Source organism: Sediminivirga luteola (assembly GCF_014639315.1).
Classification (GTDB): domain Bacteria; phylum Actinomycetota; class Actinomycetes; order Actinomycetales; family Brevibacteriaceae; genus Sediminivirga; species Sediminivirga luteola.
Genome location: NZ_BMFY01000019.1, coordinates 1 through 21,083, shown reverse-complemented (window position 1 = coordinate 21,083; position 21,083 = coordinate 1). Strand labels below are relative to the sequence as shown.

12 protein-coding genes are annotated in these 21,083 nt (G+C 70.0%); 4 read left to right on the top strand and 8 right to left on the bottom strand.

Annotated features, from left to right (window positions below; all coding sequences use genetic code 11):
- Positions 1-24 precede the first annotated feature (24 nt).
- The 6 genes from IEW13_RS15835 to IEW13_RS15810 form a co-directional block, all read right to left on the bottom strand.
- On the bottom strand, positions 25-675 hold the full coding sequence (locus IEW13_RS15835) for a biliverdin-producing heme oxygenase (protein WP_188551911.1): 651 nt from the start codon (positions 673-675) through the stop codon (positions 25-27).
- A 34-nt stretch (positions 676-709) separates the two neighbouring features.
- A complete protein-coding gene (locus IEW13_RS15830) occupies positions 710-3,568 on the bottom strand; it encodes a fibronectin type III domain-containing protein (RefSeq protein ID WP_188551910.1) in 2,859 nt (952 codons plus the stop codon).
- Entirely contained in the window at positions 3,565-4,875 is a 1,311-nt protein-coding gene (locus tag IEW13_RS15825) for a hypothetical protein (RefSeq protein WP_188551909.1), read from the bottom strand. Before IEW13_RS15825 ends, IEW13_RS15830 begins: the two co-directional genes overlap by 4 nt.
- Entirely contained in the window at positions 4,872-5,717 is an 846-nt protein-coding gene (locus tag IEW13_RS15820; protein WP_188551908.1) for a heme ABC transporter ATP-binding protein, read from the bottom strand. Before IEW13_RS15820 ends, IEW13_RS15825 begins: the two co-directional genes overlap by 4 nt.
- Positions 5,717-6,727, bottom strand: a complete 1,011-nt coding sequence (locus tag IEW13_RS15815; RefSeq protein ID WP_229745250.1) for a FecCD family ABC transporter permease — start codon at positions 6,725-6,727, stop codon at positions 5,717-5,719. Before IEW13_RS15815 ends, IEW13_RS15820 begins: the two co-directional genes overlap by 1 nt.
- 158 nt (positions 6,728-6,885) lie before the next feature.
- Complete coding sequence (locus IEW13_RS15810; RefSeq protein ID WP_229745243.1) at positions 6,886-8,145, bottom strand: heme/hemin ABC transporter substrate-binding protein; 1,260 nt, start codon at positions 8,143-8,145, stop codon at positions 6,886-6,888.
- A gap of 334 nt (positions 8,146-8,479) precedes the next feature.
- Between IEW13_RS15810 and IEW13_RS15805 the strand changes: the two genes are divergently transcribed.
- From IEW13_RS15805 to IEW13_RS15795, 3 genes are all read left to right on the top strand, one after another.
- Positions 8,480-10,891 (top strand): hypothetical protein, encoded by a 2,412-nt coding sequence (locus IEW13_RS15805; RefSeq protein WP_188551907.1) that lies wholly within the window; start codon positions 8,480-8,482, stop codon positions 10,889-10,891.
- 278 nt (positions 10,892-11,169) lie between these two features.
- The gene (locus IEW13_RS17700; RefSeq protein ID WP_188551906.1) at positions 11,170-15,909 is read left to right on the top strand and encodes an HtaA domain-containing protein; all 4,740 of its coding nucleotides are present in this window, start codon (positions 11,170-11,172) and stop codon (positions 15,907-15,909) included.
- Positions 15,910-17,330: 1,421 nt separating this feature from the next.
- The gene (locus IEW13_RS15795) at positions 17,331-18,362 is read left to right on the top strand and encodes a CPBP family intramembrane glutamic endopeptidase (protein ID WP_188551905.1); all 1,032 of its coding nucleotides are present in this window, start codon (positions 17,331-17,333) and stop codon (positions 18,360-18,362) included.
- A 12-nt stretch (positions 18,363-18,374) separates the two neighbouring features.
- Here IEW13_RS15795 and IEW13_RS15790 read toward each other — a convergent pair whose 3' ends face one another.
- Both IEW13_RS15790 and soxR read right to left on the bottom strand, forming a co-directional pair.
- Positions 18,375-19,226, bottom strand: coding sequence for an ABC transporter substrate-binding protein (locus tag IEW13_RS15790; RefSeq protein WP_188551904.1), 852 nt, complete (start codon positions 19,224-19,226; stop codon positions 18,375-18,377).
- A gap of 432 nt (positions 19,227-19,658) precedes the next feature.
- Positions 19,659-20,138: a redox-sensitive transcriptional activator SoxR gene (gene soxR, locus IEW13_RS15785; RefSeq protein ID WP_188551903.1), complete on the bottom strand. Its 480-nt coding sequence runs from the start codon at positions 20,136-20,138 to the stop codon at positions 19,659-19,661.
- A 273-nt stretch (positions 20,139-20,411) separates the two neighbouring features.
- Here soxR and IEW13_RS15780 point away from each other — a divergent pair, with 273 nt between their 5' ends.
- Positions 20,412-20,918, top strand: coding sequence for a flavin reductase family protein (locus IEW13_RS15780; RefSeq protein ID WP_188551902.1), 507 nt, complete (start codon positions 20,412-20,414; stop codon positions 20,916-20,918).
- Positions 20,919-21,083: the final 165 nt, after the last annotated feature.

Here is a 21,083-nt window from a genome sequence, read left to right as displayed (position 1 = left end):
AGAACCGGGGTCGTGGCGGGCGTCTCAGACCGCTGCGGCGGCGGGCAGATAGCGCTCGCCGAGCTGATCGAAGATGCGCTTGTTGAGCTGGAAACCGGCACGCGCCTCCTCGATCAGGCGCTCGCGCTGAGCGGGCGAGAAGTCCAGCCCGGCCAGCAGATCGCGGTAGCGGTCCTTGTAGGGCTTGGGCTTCTCGATCCCGGCGAACCGGTACATCGTCAGCGCGTCGTCGGCGATGCCGTAGTGCCGGCCGACCAGGCGGCCCACGACCTGGCCGCCGGAGAGGTCGCCCAGGTAGCGCAGGTAGTGATGCGCCAGGAAGCGCTCGGGTTCATCGGCGCCGATGCCCTCGATCCGGGCCACGTACTCGACGGTGGCCGGCAGCGGCTCGGTCTCGTGGGCGGGACGGCCGCGTAGCGCCAGGACGTCGGTCTCGATGGCCGGCAGCCGGTCCAGGCGGCGGTCCACGATCTCGCCGATCTGCGGATCGCCCTCGAACGCGTCCGCCTTCTGCTCCAGCGCCCGGTAGAAGAACCAGTACTGGTCGAGCAGATCGGCGTAGGCCTCGGCGGAGAGATGCCCGCCCATGAGGGAGGACATGAATGAGGCGTTCTCAGCGGCCTCATGTGCCTCCTGCGTGCTCTCCCGCAGGAGTACGGCGAGCGATTCCGGCATGGTGTCTCCTTATATACGTCTGAAGTGATTATGGTCACAGAAGGGCTTTGGGGTCCAAACCGATCTTGCGGCGGATGAACGACCAGACGGCCCAGTTGGCGCCGCCGATGGCCAGGACGCTGGCACCGGCGATCCCCCAGACCCAGGGGTTCAGGGCGCCGATGCCTGCCGATCCGGGTGTCTGCGCGCTGGCCGCGTTCACATCGGTCTGTTCCCGGGTCGAGGCGTCAGCAGGACTGCCGGCGGCCTCAGGCGCGCCGCTGCCCGGTCCGGCGGGGCCGCCGGGGTTCGACGGCGATGCTCCGCCCCCGGCACCGGTGTCCTGGCCGGAGTAGTTCCCGGCGGCCGGCGCGTACTCGCCGTCGAAGGACACCGTCAGCGGCAGCGCGGGCTTGTACGGATCGCGCGCGCCGTTGGAGGTGAACCAGTAGGAGTACTGCCCGGTTTCCGCCTGGAAGTCCACGAACGACTCCGGGAAGGACCCCCAGTACGCCTCGTTCTCAGCGTCGCGCCGCGCCTGGCTGCTGGGGAGTTCGTCCACGCCGCCGACGGCGTCGCCGCCGGCGCCCTCATGATTGCCGGCGTAGCGCACTCCGAGGTACTCCGGGGTCTGCTCGAAGTAGCCCTGGCCGAGCGCGGCATCGACGTCCACGCCTCGCAGATCCGCGAGGGTGATGGTCCGCTCGTCCAGTTCGACCCACTTGCTGGCGTCGAACATATCGGCTCCGTATCCGCCCGCGGTGGCCGTCACGCGCCCATTGCCGCTGGGGTCCAGTTCCAGGACCGGGTCCGAGGCCCACCAGTAGGTCATGCCGCCGTAGAAGACCACCGTGAAGCTGCCCTCCCATTCGACCGTCACCGAGCCGTCCTCGTGCTCGGAGACCTCCCCGCCGGTGATCTTCACGCGGGTCTCGGTCCACGGCTCCGAGTCGAAGGGCTGGCTGACCTGCACGGTGCGCCCGTTGCGGTCCTGGCACTTGTTTCCCCAGGTCGCGGGCACGAAGTTGCCGTTCGCATCGGGTTTCTCGACGCTGACGTTGCCCTCGGAGCCGGAGTACAGGCCGTCCGGCTGGGACCAGACCGCGGCGGCCCCGGCGTCGCCCGAGCGCCCGGCGGAGAGGAAGTTGCAGCCTCCCCAGTAGGCGCCGGAATTAGTCTCGTTGTTGATGCCCCAGTAGAACACCGCGCCGTCCGACGGCTCGCCGCCGCCGGCCGGGTCCTCCCCGGGACCCTCGCCGGGCGGTTCCTCGCCCCCGGGTGCGCTGCCGGATTCGAGGGTCCGGACCGTGACGGGTTCGGACGTCTCATAGTCCTGTCCCGCGAACACGGGGGTGACGGTGAAGGTGTACTCGGTGGCGGCCTGCAATCCCTGCACGGTCTTCTCGCTGGCGCCGCCCGGGGCGGAAGCGGAGGCCTCGCGCAGCCGGACCGGATCGCCGGAGGGCTCGTCGCCCTCATAGGCGTCGATGCGGTAGCTGCCGACCGTCCCGTCCGGCGGTTCCCAGCCCAGCAGCACGGAGGACGGGGACAGCGCAGTCGCCTCCAGCGACGTCGGCGGCCCCTCCGGTTCCGCGACGCCGTACTCGAGGGCAACCCGATGATCATCACGTCCGGTGTTCCCCAGCGGGATGATGCGATCATTCACCAGGAACATCAGCCAGTACTGCCCTGGTTCCAGGGCGTCCAGTCGTACCGAGACCGTGGCGCGCCCCGAGGCGTTGACCGCGTTGGTCGCGCCGGCGCTCTCCAGCTGCACGCCTCCCTCGGGACCGCCGGCGGCAATGACAGTGACCACGGAGTTCTCCGGGACGGGTTCGAGCTCACTGGTCTCCCGCCCTTCCTCGTCCAGGACCGGAAGCCCGATGTTCTGCAATCCGGCGGTGAGGGTGTCCCGCGATGCGGGCAGGCGCAGCGGCGGCCAGGAGCCGGCGTCGTCGAACGTTACCCGCGGAGTGGCGTCCGCGGAGTAGGTCACCGTGAACGGGTTCGCCGGCTTGTGCCGGTCGACCTGCCCGCCGGAGGAGTACCAGTACGCCGCCTGCCCGGTCTCGATCTGGAAGTCGATGAACGACTGCGGGAAGGAGCCCCAGTGATCCCCGGAGCGGATCTGCGGCCCGGAGGGCCCGTCGGCCTCCACATCGATCTCCACGCCGAGGTAATCCGGCTGGATCTCCAGCCCGTCCTCGCCGACCTCGGCATCGGCGAAGGTCGCCAGTTCGATGTCCCGTGGTTCCAGCGGCACCCATTTGCTCAGGTCGAACATGTCCGCCCCGTACCCCGAGGCGGTGCCGGTGAGGGTGCCGCGGCCGTCCTCGATGCGCAGGACCGGGTCGGTGACGCTCCAGTACGTCATGCCGCCGTAGAAGACCACGGTGAAGGAGCCGTCCCAGCGGATCTCGGCGTCTCCGGAGGCGGGATCGACCGTGCCGGTGCCGTTGTCGATGACGACCTCGTTGCCGGAGAAGCGGTCGTTGCTCGGCGGGGTGGTGCTGCCGCCGTCGGGCGCCTGGCACTTCGTCTGCCAGGTCGGGGTGACCCAGCCGCCGTCGGCGTCGGGCTTGCGGATGGAGACATTGCCCTCCGAGGTGGAGTACAGCTCCTCGGCCTCCTCGGCCGTCCACACAGTCGCTCCGCCGTTGTCACCGGCGATGCCAGCGCTGAGGAAGTTGCAGCCGCCGTAGAAGGCGCTGTTGCCGGACTCGTCGTTGATGCTCCAGGCGAACCGGGCGTCGGTCACTGTGATCTCGGCGGCCTGTACCGCCTGCGGGAACAGGAACGCGCCGCTGGCAGCTACCCCGAGGGCGGCGAGCCCGGCCAGCAGCCGCGCTCGCAGGCTCCTGCGCGCCGGGGTCCGGCCGTCCGCTGCACCGGTCCCGGCCTGCAGCGCGCTCACGGGGTCTCCTTCCTGGGCCCGCGCTGGTCACCGCGAGAGGAATCCGGATCGGCGGGCACGCTGCCGACGACGGCGGTCGCCGGTTCGCCGGTCTCACGCCGTCCGGAGACCGCAGGCTGGACCGTCGTGGGCGCCTCCGGGTCGATGCCCGGCCCCTGCCCGGCGCCTGAACCTGGGGCGGGGTACGCCGGTTCGGCCGGGGGCGTGTTCGGGTCGTTCTCGAAGAACCGCACGATCTCGTCATAGCTCTCGGCTGCGGGCGGCAGCTGCTCCATCTCACCGCGGGCGAGCTGGGAGGAGTTCTTCGCCTGCGCCCTGACCGTCCTGAGCTCCTCGCGCCGGCGCACCGCATCGGTCTTGCGCTTGCGCTTCTCACGGGCCTTGATGGCGCGCCGTTCGCGTTTGCCGCGCTCACGCTCGAGCGCCTCGGGGCTCACGCCCAGCAGCAGGCTCTTGGCCGCCAGATAGCCGCCGATGCCGAAGGACAGGCCGATGATCGACAGGCCCAGGACGACTGCCACGGCCAGCAGGACGAGGAGCAGGGTGAACATGCGGGTCCCTTCCGCGAGAGAGGTCGGATCGATCAGGGGCGCAGCCACAGGAGCCGCGGTCTCGGGAACGGCCGCGGCAGCGGGAGCCTCCTCGGCGGGTTCCTCCGAGGCCTGGTCACCGGCGGCGGCCTCCCCCTCATCGGCGTTCCCGCCGTCGTCGCCCGCGGCGCCCGCCTCCCCGGCACCGGAGAAGTCGACCGGCGTGAACGATTCGTTGTTGGCGTTCTTCACGCCGTGCGCGCCGATGGTGATGATGCCGCACTGCACCTGGGTGCAGTCGAGCGTCTCCCGGTTGCCCTGCCGGTCGAAGGTGTCGAACACGGCTCCCTGGGTCTTGAGCGTGCCGCTCCAGGTGCCGTCGGCGCTCAGTTCGCCGCCGTTCGCCGCCGATGCGGTCGAGCTGCCGGGGAAGGTGACGAAGAGCTGGTAGCCCTCCGGGTTGGTCTCGTCGTCGTACTGGTAGCGGTAGTCCCGGCCGGTGACGCCGTTCTGGCTGGGCCGCCAGCTGCCGCCCTGCGGATCGCTCACCCAGCCGAAGAGCACATAGATGCCGCCGAACCCGCCTTCGACCGATTGGAATCCGGAACCGGAGAGCTGCAGCTCCCCGGGCCCGTCGGCCGGTGGCTGTCCGGAGACGCTCACCTGCGGTGCCGCCGAGGCCGGGGCGGCGGTCAGGGCGAACAAGCCGGTCAGGCCGAGGAACGCGGCCAGGGCCGCGGCCGTCAGCCTGCCGGTGAATGTGGCTGCTCGGTTCATGATGCGGTCTTCCCTCGATGCGTGCGTACGGGCACCACGATGGGCGCCCCGGTGTCCGGGTCGGTCAGGATGCGGACGGGGTAGTCGTAGACCCGGGAGATGAGATCTGCGGTGAGCACCTCGGCGGGCGGGCCGTCGGCGACGATCCTGCCCGCGGAGAGCATCGCCACCCGGTCGGCGTAGGCGCCGGCGAGATCCAGGTTGTGGACGATGATGACGACGGCGCAGCCGGTCGCGGCGTACTCCCTGGCGACCCCCAGGACGAGTTCCTGGTGCCGGATGTCCATCGGCGCGGTGGGCTCGTCCAGCAGCATGATGGAGGAGGTCTGCGCCAGCACCCGCGCCAGCGCCACCCGGGCGCGTTCGCCGCCGGAGAGGGAGGTGTACTTCCGTTCGACGAACTGCTCCGTCTCGGTCCGGTGCAGGGCGCCGCCGATGATCGTCTCATCGGCACGGGCCTGCGGGGAACCGCGCCAGGGCGCGCGGCCCATGTCCACGACCTCTTCGACCGTGAAGGGGAAGGCGATGTCCACCTGCTGGAGCAGCACCGCCCGGCGCATGGCCAGCTCCTTGTAGGTCCAGGCGTGGTTGGGGAAGCCGTCCAGGGTGACGCTGCCGGAGACGGCGTCCACATCGGAGGTGATCACGTTGATCAGCGTGGACTTGCCGGCGCCGTTGGGTCCCACGAGCGCCAGCACCTCGCCGGCCCGGATGTCGAGGTCGACCGCGTCGAGGACGCGCTTCTCGCCGAACTCGACCGAGACGTCGCGGATCGAGAGCACCGTGGCACCGGGTTCGTGGCGGCCGGGGCGGCGCGGGGCACGATGCACGGAGACCGCCATCAGGCCCACCCCCCGGCGCTGCGGCGGGACCGGCGCAGCAGGTAGAAGAAGAACGGTCCGCCCACCATCGAGGTGAGCATGCCGATGGGCAGGTCGGCGAACTCCACCAGGGTGCGCGCCCCGAGATCCGCCAGGGTCAGCAGCAGGGCCCCGCCGATGACCGAGGCCGGCAGCAGCGCCCGGTGGCCCGGTCCGATCAGCATGCGGATCAGATGGGGCACCACGAGTCCGACGAAGGCGATGATGCCGGCGAAGGCCACTGCCGCGGAGACCAGGAGCGCGACGTAGGCCATCGCGAGGAACCGCAGCCGTTCGACGTGGACGCCCAGGTGCCGGGCCGCTTTCTCCCCGAGGGAGAGCAGGTCCAGGTTGCGTGCCAGCATGAGGGACAGCAGGATGCCGCCGACGATGAGCGGTGCGACGATCATCACCTGGTCCCAGCGGCTGCCGTTCAGGCTCCCCATCTGCCAGAAGACGATCTGCTCGCGGGCCTGGGTGGGCGCGCGGAAGACGATGAAGGCGATGAGCGCCCCGCACACGGCGTTGACCGCGACGCCGGTCAGGACGAGGGTGACGACCTCGGTGCGGCCCTGGGAGCGGGAGAGCCCGTACACCAGGAAGGTGGTGATGAGCCCGGAGACGAACGCGAAGGCGGGGATCGTATACGCGCCCAGGAAGGTGAAACCGTACAGGATGGCGAAGCTGGCGCCGACGGCGGCGCCGGAGGAGACGCCGACGGTGCCGGGTTCTGCCAGCGGGTTGCCGAAGATGCCCTGCATGATGGCGCCGGCAATGGCCAGCGCGGCTCCGACCAGGACGGTCAGGACGATGCGCGGGAAACGGACCTCGTAGAGCGCTGCGGTGCCGAATTCGTGTTCCGGGGCCGACAGCCAGTCCAGGCCCACCGAGTGCAGCAGCGCGCCGAGCACCTGGGCTGGCGGGATGAAGAGCTGGCCGATCATGCCGGAGACCAGGCAAGCCACCAGCAGGCCGACCGTGAGCACGGTCATCAGCAGGCCTATCTTGCCCTTGCCGGCCCTCCGGCCGGCCTCGTCCGGTTCCGGTGCGGCCGGGCTCAGGTCGAGGCGTCCGGGCATGCGGCCCCGGGGTCTACGCGGCGCGGTGTTCGCGGGATCCGCCCCGGGAGCGGTGATTCCGTGGGTGGCGGTCATGACTCTTCTTCCCTCTCCTGCTCGATCTCCCGCAGGCGCCGGTCGATGGCCTCCGGCGGGGTATCGGGCTGGTAGGAGAGCTCAGGGGCGTAGATGGCGGTGGCGAGCGCGGCCAGGACGCTGGCGGTGCGTGGCCCGAAGCTCATCACCTCGTAATCGCTCATGTCGACGATGCGCTGGTTCCTCCCCGCCGGGGTCTGCTTGATGCCGGGCAGCTCGAGCGCTTCGTCCAGGCCGCCGACGGAGGCCAGTCCGAGGGTCATCACGATGATGACGTCGGGGCTGGCCTTGATGAGCGCCTCGGCGTTGGTCGGGGACATGCCCTCGAAGCCGACCTCCGTGGCGACGTCGCGGGCGGAGATGGCCTGGATGATCGAGTCCGCCCCGGAATCGATGCCGAACCAGTAGTAGATGCTGCCGCGCAGGTACAGGAACACCACGCGCGGCTTCTCTTCGGGATCGGACGGCGCCATCTTGCCGATCGCCTGGATCGTGCCGTTGATCTCGTCCTGCGTGCGCTCGGCCAGTGCCTCGCCGACATCGGGCACCCCGAGCGCCCGGGCCACGAACCTCAGCTGCTCGCCAACCGCTTCGACCCCGCCCTCGTAGACGACGGGCGCCATGATCACGGGGATGCCGGCTTCGCGGAGCTGGAGCTGGACATCGTAGGGGCCGACGGTGGAATCGGTGAGGACGACGGTCGGAGAGAGGTTCAGGATCGCCTCGGCGTTGAGCTCGTGACCGTTCTGCGTGACGAGCGGGATGTCATCGTTGCCGGGCATGAGCGCCGGGTAGTTCGTCGCGATGTCCCGGCCGATCAGGTTGCAGCCGAAGCCCAGGCCGATGGCGGCCGCGGCGAGCCCGCCGTTCTGGTTGAGCGCCAGGATCCGGGTGGTGTCCGTGACGGTCTGTTCCGGGCCGTCGGCGCTCCCGACCGTGACGGGGAGCCGCTGGACCTCCTCGGGGGCGGTGGTCACCGGCGGGATCGCGCTGGTGCGGGTGTAGGCCGTGGTGGGGCCGGTGATCTCCCGCGGCGGTGTGAGGTCGCCCGAGTTCACGTCCGGCACATCGGGTTCCTGCGCAGCGGTCTGGGGCTCCGGCATCGCGCATTCCGCGGCGCTGGCAGTGTCGATGGTGCCGATGTTGTGGAACCCGTTGACCCAGAGGAACATCGCCGCCGCCACGGCGCCGGCCGTCCAGCCGAACCGGCGTACGGTGCTGCGCTTGAAGCGGCGGAGCACACGGGGCAGGGGCACGGTCTGTCTCCAGCTTTCCAGTCATGAGGTGTCGCGGTCCTCCCGGCAGCACCGGCAGTGCCGGCGTTATCGGGGCTGCCGGGGCTGCCGGGTTGACAGCCGACCGACGCTTCGCCTTCGATCGTGACATGTTCAGGTGAGCCTAAGCAATACTAGTGAAGGCTCACGATTGAATGAGAAGGGTCACCATAACAAAACCTTCACATTCGCCGAGAGTTGAGTATAAGCTGGCCTCGCCTACATAAAGCAAGGCATACCTGATATGAGCCAAGACATACCTACATTCCTTGTGCCGTCGCGTATGCCCTTGGCACTGCACAACGATGGAGAGTTCATGAGCACAGAGATGAGTACGGCAGCCCCGTCGCGCCTGCGGCGCGGGCTCGCCGCCGCCAGCGGCGCGTTGCTGCTCGGCGCGGCGGGCGGCCTGCTGCCGCTGACGGCGGCACAGGCGGCCGAAGCCACCGTGGACGACGCGGTGTTCGCCTGGAGCATCAACGACGAGTCCGGTAACAGCGCCTTCTACGGCGGCTGCAACTTCCTCAGCGCCGGCGTCGCCGGTGACAACGGCGGAGCGACCGTGTGGACGGCCGAGGAGGCCGAGGAGCTGTACTCCACCTCGGAGGGCAATGTCTCTATCCGCAAGCCCGATGCCGACGGCGGCTGGGTCACCCCGACCTGGCAGACGAAGTGCCAGGCGCCCGACGGCGGCAGCACCACCCCGCCGAGCAACGACCGCTTCTCCGGCAACGAGGTCGTCATCGAGAACGGCACCGGCACGGTCGATCCGGAAGCCGGCACCGCGGAGATCAGCTGGGACGGCTCCTTCACCATCGTCTTCTACGGCGGCATGACGTACTGGTCGCTCAGTGACCTGGAGCTCAGTGTCTCTGCCGATGGAACCGGCGTGGTCACCGGCACCGCCTCCGGTTACGGCGCGGACATGTTCGATCTGAGCAAGTGGGTGGAGCTCGAGCCCCGCGAGATCGAGGTCGCCACGCTCACCGGCGTCGAGGTCACCGAGGACGGCTTCGAGGTCACCCCGGACTACCTGGGCGTCGAGATCGAGGTCGAGGCCGACGGGCCCTCCGGGCCGCAGATCCGCTCCGGGGACCACTGGGGTTCGTTCCCGCAGAGCTGGATCGATTTCAACATCGAGACCGGGCAGGCGGCGTACTGGTACTCCTCCGGCGGTCAGGTCGACCGGCACAAGCCGGCGAACCCGCTGAGCGTCTCCTACACCTATGAGGCCCCTGAGCCCGAGCCGGAGCCGATCGAGGAACCGCAGGGCCAGGTGACCGTCTCGCAGACTGAGTTCACCACCGACGAGGAGGCCACGGTCACGGTGACCGGCACGGGCTTCACGCCGACGGCCAATACGCCGTCCCGGCCGCCGCTGGTCGGCCAACAGCCGGGCGCCTATGTGGCGTTCGGCGACTTCGCCGAGCAGTGGAAGCCCTCCGAGGGCGCTTCGTCCTCGGACCGTAAGGTCGTCGACGGCCAGGTCGTCTGGGCGCTGCCGGCCCAGAGCCGCGAGCTGATCGGGGAGAACGGCACCGCGCTGATCGATGAGAACGGGAACTTCGAAGTCGAGCTGACCGTCTCCTATCCCGATGAGGTCACCGGCAACCTCGGCATCTACACCTACCCCGGTGGAGGCGCGGCCGTGCCCGGCTACGAGACCTACACGCCGCTGACCTTCACCGAACCGGAGCCCGAGCCGACCACTCCGGCACCGACCGAGCCCGAGCCCACGACCCCTGTACCGACGGAGCCTGAGCCCACCACTCCGGCACCGACTGAGCCCGAGCCGACCACCCCGGCGCCGACCGAGCCGGAACCCACCACGGACCCGACTGAGCCGGCGCCGACCACGGACCCGACGGAGCCGGAGCCCACCACGGATCCGACTGAGCCGGAACCGACGACCCCGGCGCCCACGGAGCCGGAGCCGACCACCCCGGCACCGACCGAGCCCACCACGGATCCGACTGAGCCCGGTACCGGTATCCAGGTGGATGTCACCTCCGGTCATCCCGGTGACCCGATCACCGTCACCGGACTGGAGGAGTACGAAGGCGACGAGCTCCGCGGCCAGTTCAACTCCGACCCGGTCGACCTGGGCACCGCCACGGTGGACGAGGGTGCGGTGACGTTCACCGTCCCGGAGATCGACGCCGGTGAGCACACGTTCACGGTGTTCCAGGGTGAGACAGTGGTGTTCTCCACGCCGTTCGAGGTCCTCGCCGATGACGCCCCGGCCGAGCCGGCGTTGAGCGTGGCACCGGAGCGGGTCACTCCGGAGGCGTTCGTGGATCCGGAGCAGGGCGTGAGGGCCACCGCGAGCGGATTCACCGCCGGTGAGAGTGTCACGTTCGTGGTGACGCCCGAGGGGGAGAACGTCACCGGTCTGGAAGAGACCGTCCAGGTAGACCAGGACGGTACCGCCCAGTTCGTCATCTACGGCACGAATCCGGCTGATCCGAGTGTGTACGTCGGTCAGTACTCAGTGACGATCGACGGCACGGATCTGTCGGCGTCGTTCGAGGTCGCAGACGATGCCGATCCGGGCCAGCCCGGCTCCGGCGACGGCGGCGGTTCCGGCTCCGGTGACGGCGGTTCTGGTTCCGGTGGGGGTAGCAGCCTGCCGCGGACTGGTGCCGAGCTGGCTGGTCTGGGCGCGGGCCTGGCGCTGATCGCAGCCGGCGCGGCAGCGATCGCCATGACCCGCCGACGGACTGCCTGATCCGAGAACGAACGCTGGCATCAGGGGGAGGTCCGCCGTAAGGACGACCTCCCCCTGAGCCGGCAGAGCACGTGAGGGCGGGCAGCATGCACGCTGCCCGCCCTCACTCATGCCACGGCACGACTCTGCGTGCTGTGCCGCCGGGCCCGCTCCAACGGATCCGGCAGCTCCCCTGAGGGAGGCACGGCCACCTGAGGTGGCCGTTCATCACCACGTGTCCCGTCCGCGAGCATTCGCGCGCTGAGCGGACGGGCCACCCGACGATGGAGAAAACATACATGAATACAGTGACCACGACAGGGGGTCCTGGCCGGCTACGGTCCTGGCTCGCTGCCGCCGGCGGCGCAGTGCTGCTCGGCGCGGGCGCGGGCCTGCTGCCGCTCAGCGCGGCCCAGGCCGCCGAGGTGACCGTGGAGGACGTCGAGTTCTCCTGGTCGATCAATGACGAATCCGGCGGGGGTGCCTTCTTCGGGGGCTGCAACTTCCTGGTCGCCGGCAAGGTCGGGGATCTCGGCTCGTCCAAGGTCTGGAGCGCCGCAGACGCCGAGCAGTGGTACAAGGCCGAAGACGGCAACGTCTCCATCCGCAAACCCGGAGCCGACGGCGACTGGCTGACCCCCACCTGGGAGAACAAGTGCCTCGATGCCCGGCTCGCCGACGAGAACAACCCTGACGGCACCCGTGTGACCACCGGCGGACCCGCCCGTAACAGCACCACCAAGAACGAGTTCGTCTATTCCGGCGGCTCAGGCACGGTGGACATGGAGTCCGGGACCGGGGAGATCTCCTGGGACGGCGATGTCAGCATCGTCTACTACGGCGGCATGACCTACTGGTCCTTCTCCGATCCCACCCTGGAGCTGCACGGCGACGGTACCGGCACCATCACCGCCACCGCCTCCGGCTACGGCGCCTCGATGTCCGATCCCACCCTGTGGGAGGAAATCGCACCGCAGGAGATCACCATCGCCGACCTGAGCGATGTGGAGATCACCGAGGACGGCTTCACCGTCACCCCGGACTACCTGGGCGTGGAGATCGACCCGGGTGAAGGCGCGGTGGACTCCATGCCTCCGCGCTGGGACGTGGAGCATGCCGGCTCCTTCCCGCAGTCCTGGGTGGAGTTCAACTTCCTGACCGGTCAGGGCTCCTACTGGTACTCCTCCGGCGGCGTGGTGGACCGGAAGAAGCCGACCAACCCGCTCACCGTCTCCTGGCAGCTGCCCGAGGAGGACCCGCTGCTGGAGGTCGAGGGCGCTCAGTTCCAGTGGACCTACAGCGGCTATGCCCAGCGGGGTGTCTTCTCCACCTGGCGCCAGTGGGCGAAGGGCGAGAACGTCGCGGTGCGCACCTTCAACGGTCAGTCCATCACCGGGAACCCCGCGGACGCGGATGCCGCGTTCCTCGGCGGCGTCTTCGACGGCGGCACCGGATCCCTCGACCCGGAGACCGGAGCAGGCACCATCACCTGGGAGGGCACCGGCGAGTGGGGCCTGAACTCCTACCCGGCGAACTTCGGCGCACCAGATCAGCTCTACAGCGATCCAGTGCTGAGCATCGACGAGGACGGCTCCGGTGAGCTGACCGTGGTGGCCCGGATCCCCGGCGGGGGCGTCGATATGGAGGGCAATCCCACCGGCGGTCACGGTCCGGAACGCCTGCCCATCGCCACATTCTCGGAAGTCGAGCTGTCCGAGGACGGGCTGCGCATCGAATCGGACTTCGAAGGCGTCCAGCCGCCGGAGCTCTACGGCACGGAGATGGAACTCCCGGCCTGCGAGCACCCCAGCGGCTCCTGGCCGGCGGAGTTCATCGAGTTCATGGCCGGCGGCGGTTTCGCCTCCCACTACTTCACCACAGGCTGCGGTGGCATGCAGGAGCACAAGCCGCCGATGCCCATCGAGATCGATTTCGCGCCCTCGGCTCCGGAGTTCGTCACCGAACCCGAGCTGCCGGCCGATGCCGATCTGAACCAGCCGGTGACCTTCACTGCTGAGGCCACCGGCAATCCGGCCCCGGCCTACACCTGGCAGGTCCGTGAGAACGCGGACGCCGAGTGGCAGGACGCCGAGGCGACCTGGGCCGAAGGGCCCGGGAGCCGGCTCGTCCTGGAAGCGGGTACCGCCTCGGTGGGCACGCAGATCCGCGTCACCGCCACCAACGGGCACGGCGACGTGGTCAGCGGGACCACCATCGATGGCACCGAGCCCGTCCTCACCCAGCAGCCGGCGAACCGGCGGATCGGCCTGGGATCGAGCACGTACTTCCAGGTGCGCGCGGCGGGGATCCCGGAGCCGGCAGTCACCTGGCAGCGTTCGGACGACGGTGGCGAGACCTGGACCGACCTCGGCGAGGGCATCGCCGGTAGCCGTGACGACGAACACCGCTACCCGGTGGACGAGCCCTCGCTCGAGGACAGCGGTGCGCTGTTCCGGGCCGTGCTGACCAACAGCGCCGGCCAGGTCTTCTCCGACGCTGCGACGCTCGAAGTCGTGCTGGAGATGCCGAACATCACCCAGCAGCCCTCGGACGCCCTCCGGTATGAAGGTGAGAGCATCAGCATCAGCTTCGCCCAGGACGCGCTGCCGTACCCTGAGCGGGAATGGCAGTACAGCCCCGACGGCGAGGAATGGACCGTCCTTCAGGACCGGACCGGGACCACTCTGCCGCTCTCGGACCTGAAGGCCGAGGACAGCGGCTGGTACCGCGTGCTGCTGACCAACGGCGCCGGCTCGGTCCTGTCCGAGGCCGCCCGGCTGACCGTCCTGCCCGCGCCGGAGACCCGTCAGGTCGCGACGCGCCCCGCTGCTCCGATTCCCGTGGCTGAAGAAGGCCAGACCTCCTTCGAGTACCGCGCCGGCGGCTTCACCGTGGACGACGGCACCCCGGCGGGCAATGCCTATATCGCGGTGATGCGCGCCGAGGACTGGCAGCCGGGTCAGGCTCCAGCCGTTGCGGAGAACGGATTGCCAGCGGATCCGCTCGCGCGGGGAACCATGATCCGCAGCAATCTGGAACGGGGCAACGGCATCTGGGGTTCGACCCTCCGCATCCCGGAGGGCGCTCTGGAACCGGGCGTCGAGTACGGCATCGCCGTGTTCCACCAGAACCCGGCCGAGCGGTACTGGGACTTCTGGCAACCGCTGGAGTTCGACTTCGGCGACGAGCAGGAGCCCTCGCCGACGCCACCGGCCGAGGAGCCCACTGAGGAACCGACCGAGTCGCCAACCGGGGAGCCGACGGCAGAGCCGACATCGACGCCCACCGAAGATCCCGGCACGGAGCCCAGTACCGAACCTACTGAGGAGCCGACCGGCGCCCCGACGGACGAGCCCACCACGGGTCCGACCGCGGAACCCAGTCCGGAGCCGACCTCCGGCCCAACGGACGAGCCCACCGTCGAGCCGACACCTGGCCCGACGGAGGAACCCGCACCTGAGCCCGAGGGCCGGGTCGAGGTCTCCCAGGACGAGTTCGTCATCGGCGAGGAGAGCACCGTCACGGTGACCGGCACCGGGTTCACCGCCAGCGGCCGCGAAGGTTCCTACGGGCCCGCGGCGGGCACCGAGCCCGGCTTCTACGTCGGATTCGGCGACTTCGCCGAGGACTGGCGCCCCTCAGCGGGCGCACCGTCGAGCGCCCGGACCTGGCTGACGTCCTTCTGGGCGATCCCGCAGGCCGCCTACGACGCGCTGGACGAGGACGACCGGGACCGTTACATCCCGTTCGACCTCGAGGCCGGCACGTTCGAGGCGGAACTGGAAGTGGCTCACCCGGAGCAGGTCGACGGCATCCTGGGCGTGTACACGCTCGCCGCCGGCGGCGGGACGGTCGCGGGGTATGAGACCGCGACGCCGCTGCGCTTCGCCGAGCCGTCGCCCGGCACACCGGAGCCGTCCCAGGAGCCGACTCCCGTTCCGACGGACGGACCGAACGAGCCGTCTCCTTCACCGGATCCTGAGCCGACTGCTGGGCCAAGCGATCCGGAGCCGTCCCCGGAGCCGACGGACGCACCGGGTGAGCCGGAGCCGACGGACGCACCGGGTGAGCCGGGGCCGACGGATGCCCCGACGGTGGAGCCGACCGCACCGGCACCGTCCCCGGAGCCTACCGACGAGCCCACCGCGGAGCCGAGCGAGCAGCCCAGTGAACCCGGTTCGCCCGGGGAGCCGGGTCAACCCGCCGAGCCCGGGGAGGACATCACCGTGGAGGTGGATGCCGGCAAGCCCGGTGCGCCGATCAGGGTGAGCGGCCTGGACGCATACGAGGGCCAGGAGATCCGGGCGGAGCTGCACTCCGAGCCGGTGGACCTGGGCGCCGTGACGGTCCGCGACGGCGTCGCCGTCTTCACCGTCCCGGACATCGCACCCGGTACGCACACGCTGTTCGTGTTCGACGCCGAAGGCACCGTGCTCTATGAGGGCGAGTTCGAAGTCCTCGCCGCCGATGATCCGGGAACCCCGGCCGAGCCGTCCCTGGCGGTCGCCCCCGAGCGGATCACGCCGGAGGCGTTCGTCGATCCGGAGCGCGGCGTGATCGCCACGGCGTCCGGTATCGAGCCCGGCGGCGAGGTGACCTTCGTCGTGACCCCGGACGGTGATGCCGTGACCGGTCTGTCGGAGACGGTAACCGCCGATGAGGACGGCCAGGCGTCGTTCCGCATCTACGGTGTGGAACCCGCCGATCCGTCCATCTACCTGGGCGCGTACACGGTGAGGGTCGAGGGCACGGACCTGTCCGCGACCTTCGAGGTCGCCGCGGATGCCCCGGTCGAGCCGGCGCCCGGTGGCGGACCGGACGGCGAGCCCGCTCCTGGCGGGGATCCCGCCGGTGAACCCGGCGGCTCCGTTCCGGACGGCTCGGGCGGCTCGGAGCCAGGCGGCTCGGGAAGCGGTTCCGGATCCGGTGGAGGCACGCTCCCGAAGACCGGTTCCGAGCTGGCCGGGCTGGGGCTGGGCCTGGTGCTGATCGCGGCGGGCGCCGCGGGGCTGCACTTCGGTCGCCGCCGCGACGGCTGACCGGTAGCCAGCGGTCATGAAGACGCGGGGCGTCTCGCATATGCGAGGCGCCCCGCGTTCATGTCCGCGCCGGTGTCCCTTATAAGCACTCTGGCGAGACCGGCGCACGCGGAACATCCTCGTGGGCATTCTCGCCGAGCTTGTGCGTCGTCACTGTGTCTTACGTCGTCGCTCTGCCCTTACGTCGTCGCTGCGGCGGTAGATCGTCACCGCCCAGACCTGGGGAGCGACGACCTACGGGCGGGACGGCGAAATAAGTGCCACAACGCCCAGCCTGGCGACGGCCTCACGTACGACGCGTGTCCTTCCCGTCAGCATCTCCTTGCCGTCTCTATCGCGCGCTGTCCACGGATTCACGCGCCCCTGTGACCAGGAGTCCACCTGTCCCGGCGCTGTTCGCGGAGTCGGGCGCCGCTGTGACCAGCGGGGGCAGGCGTCCCGGCGCTGGCTGCGGAGTCGGGTGTCCCTGTGATCCCCGGGCGCAGGCGTCCCGGCGCTGTTCGCGGGTCCACGCGCCGCCGCGCATGCCGGGGACACATGCCGCTGCGCAGACCAGCAGCGGTGCCGCGTAGGGTGGAAGTGTCCTGCCTCTGGCTGGTTCGAGGCCTCCCCCGGGAGGTTCGCCGGGTAAGGGCGGGAGTGCTTACCGGCCGGTCCGCGCCCTCGGCCCGCACGATCGCGCCATGTCAAAGATCCTTGACATGCTTGAACACCAGTCGATAGCATTCAGAATGTAAATGATTCTTGACATTCGTGAGGAGCCCTCGATGTCCCCCGAGCCGCAGACCCCCGACTCGCACCGACACCCGGACGCCTCCGAAAACACCGGCGCCGAAGGCCACCCCGGCTCCGCACCCGCCGACGGTGCCGACCGCGACCCCGGCACCACACCAGACGCGACATCCGCCGCAAACGTCGGCGCGGGGGGCGATCCCACATCGTCGCCTCACACCGCACCTGCTGAAAGCACCGGCACCGGCGATGCCCCCGGCGTCACGCCAAGCGCCACTCCTGCCGGCAGTACCGGCGCCGAAGGCCACCCCGGCTCCGCACCCGCCGACGGTGCCGGCCGCAACCCCGGCACCACACCAGACGCGACATCCGCCGGTGCCGCGCAGGCATCGCCGGCTGCCCCTGCGGGCCCTCCCGCGCCGAGTCACGCCGATGACACCTCGCCGGCCTCGCCCGCGGCTCCGGCACCGCATACCGGGGTCCCGGGACCGTCGGCGCCGCACCCAGGAGCTCAGATGCCGCCCGCCGGCGCGCTCCCGCCCCACGATCCGGCGCAGTCGCCGTACACGGCGGCGCCTCAACCGCATGTCGCCTCTCAATCACACGCGACGCCTCAGCCTTACGCGGCACCCCACCCTTATGACGACGCCGCCCGCGCCGCAGCCGGTCCACCACCCGGGAACCCCGGAATGGCCCCGCCCGCCGCGGCGCCTCAGCCCTACGCGACGGGACCCCAGCCCTACGCGACGGGACCGTACGGGCAGCCGGGCGCGGCCCCGCAGCCCTACGCATCGGCGACCGTTCCACCGCCTCCCCCGCCGGAGGCCCGCGGGTACACGCAGTTCTACCGGACACCGCGCAACCGATGGTGGAAAGGACTGGTGAGCATCGTCGTCGTCCTGACGGTGTTCCTGGTGGCCTCGCTCATCCTGGGGCTGATCGCCATGCTGATCGATGCGGTCACCGGCGCATCCGATCCCGAGGCCCTGATGAGCGGCGAGGTGTCCATGACACCGCTGCTGCTGCTCAGCGTCAACCTCACCGTGATCGTGACGGCCCTTCTCACCGCGCTCCTCCACGTCTTCCTGCACCGGCAGCCGCTGGGAACCTGGCACTCGGTGACCGGGCGCTTCCGCTGGCGCTGGTTCGGCACCTCGGCGCTGGTGATCGTCCCGATGTTCCTGCTGTACGTCGGCGTCTTCACCTTCCTGGACCCCGGCAGCAGCTCATGGTCCGTGGACGGCACCGCCATCGCGTTCCTCGTGGTCGTCCTGCTCACGACGCCGTTCCAGTCAGCCGGGGAGGAGTACCTCTTCCGCGGCGTCATCCAGCGGGCGGCCGGGTCCTGGGCGTCCGGGCCGACCGCCTCCCTCATCCTGGGCACCGCCGTGAGCGCGGTGGCGTTCTCACTGATGCACTTCGCGGCGGACGTGTGGCTGATCGTGTACTACCTGATCGTGGGTGTGACCATGTCACTCCTGACCCAGGTGACCGGCGGGCTGGAATCGAGCGTGCTGATGCACGCGGTGAACAACACGCTGCTGTTCATCCCGGCGATCTTCCTGGGGCAGATGGATTCGGGATTCGACCGCTCGGCCGGCACCGGCGGACCGATCATGCTGATCCCGATGGCGGTGTTCATCGTCGTCTCCGCCGCGGTGGCCGCGATCGCGTGGAGGAAGAAGATCGCGCGGACCGGCCTGCCGCCGGCCACCGCCTGAGCGCCCGGAGCTTCAGAAGAGGTCGGGATGCAGCCAGGCGGCGATCTCTTCGAGCGCCTCGATGCCGCCGGAGCCGGAGGACAGCTGGGCCGCCGTGAGGATGAGGATCTGCTCCTCCGCGACAGCGGGCACCGCGCCGATTCCAGGCGAGTCCAGGAGTTCGGCGAACTGGGCCTCCCCGGCTCCCGTGCTGTCCAGCAGCACGATGCGCTCGGGCGCGGATGCGCTGAGCTGCTCCACGCTGGCCGGCTGGGAGCGCTCCAGACCGATCTCCTCCGCGGCGTGCGAGGCGCCGGCCGCCGAGAGCACCGGCTGGCTGATGGCGCCCGGCCCGGAGTAGAAGACCTGGCCGGCGATGATCCTCAGCAGCGCGGTACGGGGACGCTCCTCCTCGGGGAGATCGGCGACCCGCGCCTCCACGTCCTCCCAGCGCCGTTCGTAGTCACCGGCGAGCTCCTCGGCCCGCTCCTCGGTGCCGAGCGCCTCTCCGATCAGGCGCAGGTTCTCGACGTACAGCTCCGGGCTGTCCCAGGTGTTGGCGATCGGCAGCACCGGCACGCCAGCCTGCTCGAGCTGGCCCAGCGCCAGGCTCTCGGCGTCATGCCGCTCGGTCACCACGACCAGGTCCGGCTCATAGGCCAGGACGCTCTCGGCATCGGCCTCCGCGGCGGTATCGATGACCCCCTCCACCTGGGTGGCGGTCTCATGCTGCAGGGACTGATGCGGGTCCCGGTTCAGGTCCGGGACCGCGGCCAGCCGTTCCGGGCCCGCCAGCTGCAGTGCAGCATCGGCGGCGTCCGAGGAGAGCGCGACGATCCGCTCCGGCGCGGCATCCAGGGCGATCTCCCCGTGCGCGTGCGCCACCGTGCGCGGCCATCCCTCAGGTTCAGGAGCGCCACCTGCGGACGCTTCCCCTTGTCCCGCCGAAGGGCTGCAAGCCGCGAGCGCGAACATCGCGGCTACCAGCGGGATCCAGTGTCGGGCGCGGCCGGGGTGCGGGAAGCGCATGATCCTCCAAATGAAATCGATTATCGTTACGAAGTAACTGTACAAGACCACTCGTGCGCGGGCGCGCTGCGGCTCGCGGCCCCGGCCCCGGCCCCGGCGCCGACGCTGGACTGCCGGTGCATCGCGCCGCCGGGACGGGTGAGCCATGCGGCGTAGGCCAGTGGCACAGCGGCGGAAACCAGGCCAGCTATCCAGCCGTGATCGGTCGCGTTCAGGTCCACCATGCCGAGCGCGCCCGTCGTGCAAGGCCGGACAGCGGCGCAGCACAGGCAGCGCAGCGTGGCTCAGTCAGATCGCGTCGTCCTCCAGCCGGCGCGGGCCGGCGCCGGTGCTGCCCAGCGAGTCCTCGGGATTGAGCAGGGCGCAGGCATCCATGGAGAGGCAGCCGCAGCCGATGCATCCGGTCAGTTCCTGCTCCAGTCGCTCGATCGCGCGCCTGCGCTCTTCCAGGGTGCGCTTCCAGCGTTGAGAGGCGCGTTGCCAGTCCTCCTGGCTGGGCATCCGGTCCAGGGGCAGCTCGGTGAAAGCCTCCTGCACATCGGTCAGCGGAATGCCCAGCCGCTTGGCCACCGCGATGAGGGACACGCGGCGCAGCATATGGCGGGGGTACCGCCGCTGGTTCCCCGCGGTCCTGGCCGAGGCGATGAGGCCGAGCCGCTCGTAGAACCGCAGTGCCGAGGCGGCGATCCCGGTCCGCCTGCTCATCTCGCCGATGGTCAGCAGGGCATAGGGGCTCTGGGCATCGTCCTGTTGCTGCAGATCTCCCATCGCGGTTCCTCCTGCCAGTATGCCGGGCGGCTGCTCCCGCGCTTTCCTGCCAGCGCGGCGCGCGATCCCCAGAGTGCCGCGGATCGACGCACGGCAGGTCGCGGCGCGCCTCGTGACCGCGCAGCCGGCTACCGTCCCGTCGGCGCTGGTCAAAGATGACCGTTCGTGACCTGCGCCCTTGACTTGAAGTTTACTTGAGGTTTTAGCGTAGAGGGTGACAGTGCGGCCGCCGGCATACGCCCACCCGGCCGCTTTCCGCCAGAAGGAGACTGCATGACCTCCCCGCATTCATCCGCGGAGGCTTTCAAGGCCGCGTTCCGCGTCCACCCGGCGGGTGTGGCGATCATCGCCGCCGCCGGCCCGGACGGGCCCGTGGGCCTGACCGCCTCCAGCGTTGCCTCCGTGTCCGCCGAACCGCCGGCCCTGTCGTTCTCCGTGGCGCAGTCGGGCGGATCCGCCGGAGGCGTCCTGCAAGCGGAGACCTTCTCGGTCAACCTGCTGTCCGCCGCGCAGGCAGGCATCGCGGAGGCTTTCGCACGGTCCGGGATGCCGCGCTTCACACCGGAGCAGAACTGGCGGGCGTTCCCCACCGGGGAGCCGTACCTGCCGGACGCGCCGGCAGCGCTGCGCTGCCGGCCGCTGGAGCGGCTCGCCGTCGGCCAGTCGACGCTGATCCTGGCGGAGGTCCTGGACGTCCTGCTCCAACCGCAAGATTCGGCCCTGGCCTATCACAACCGCCGGTTCCTCGGAGTCGTCCCGGAAGGAGTCGTGCCCGCCTGAGGGGCACCCCGCCGGCCGAATCCGCGCAGTCCTGAGTCGACGCGTCCTGAATCGACGGCACAGCCGAGTCAGTCCACCACAGTGGTTCACCACAATGAGAGGAAAACCCATCTCCGAGTACACGCTTCCCGATCTTCCCTATGATTACGCGGCGCTGGAGCCGCA

Bases quoted from the DNA above. Each gene is read 5' to 3' on its own strand.
- IEW13_RS15835 (WP_188551911.1), bottom strand. From the start codon at position 675: ATGCCGGAATCGCTCGCCGTACTCCTGCGGGAGAGCACGCAGGAGGCA.
- IEW13_RS15825 (WP_188551909.1), bottom strand. From the start codon at position 4,875: ATGAACCGAGCAGCCACATTCACCGGCAGGCTGACGGCCGCGGCCCTG.
- IEW13_RS15820 (WP_188551908.1), bottom strand. From the start codon at position 5,717: ATGGCGGTCTCCGTGCATCGTGCCCCGCGCCGCCCCGGCCGCCACGAA.
- IEW13_RS15815 (WP_229745250.1), bottom strand. From the start codon at position 6,727: ATGACCGTGCTCACGGTCGGCCTGCTGGTGGCTTGCCTGGTCTCCGGC.
- IEW13_RS15805 (WP_188551907.1), top strand. From the start codon at position 8,480: ATGAGCACAGAGATGAGTACGGCAGCCCCGTCGCGCCTGCGGCGCGGG.
- IEW13_RS17700 (WP_188551906.1), top strand. From the start codon at position 11,170: ATGAATACAGTGACCACGACAGGGGGTCCTGGCCGGCTACGGTCCTGG.
- IEW13_RS15795 (WP_188551905.1), top strand. From the start codon at position 17,331: ATGGCCCCGCCCGCCGCGGCGCCTCAGCCCTACGCGACGGGACCCCAG.
- soxR (WP_188551903.1), bottom strand. From the start codon at position 20,138: ATGGGAGATCTGCAGCAACAGGACGATGCCCAGAGCCCCTATGCCCTG.
- IEW13_RS15780 (WP_188551902.1), top strand. From the start codon at position 20,412: ATGACCTCCCCGCATTCATCCGCGGAGGCTTTCAAGGCCGCGTTCCGC.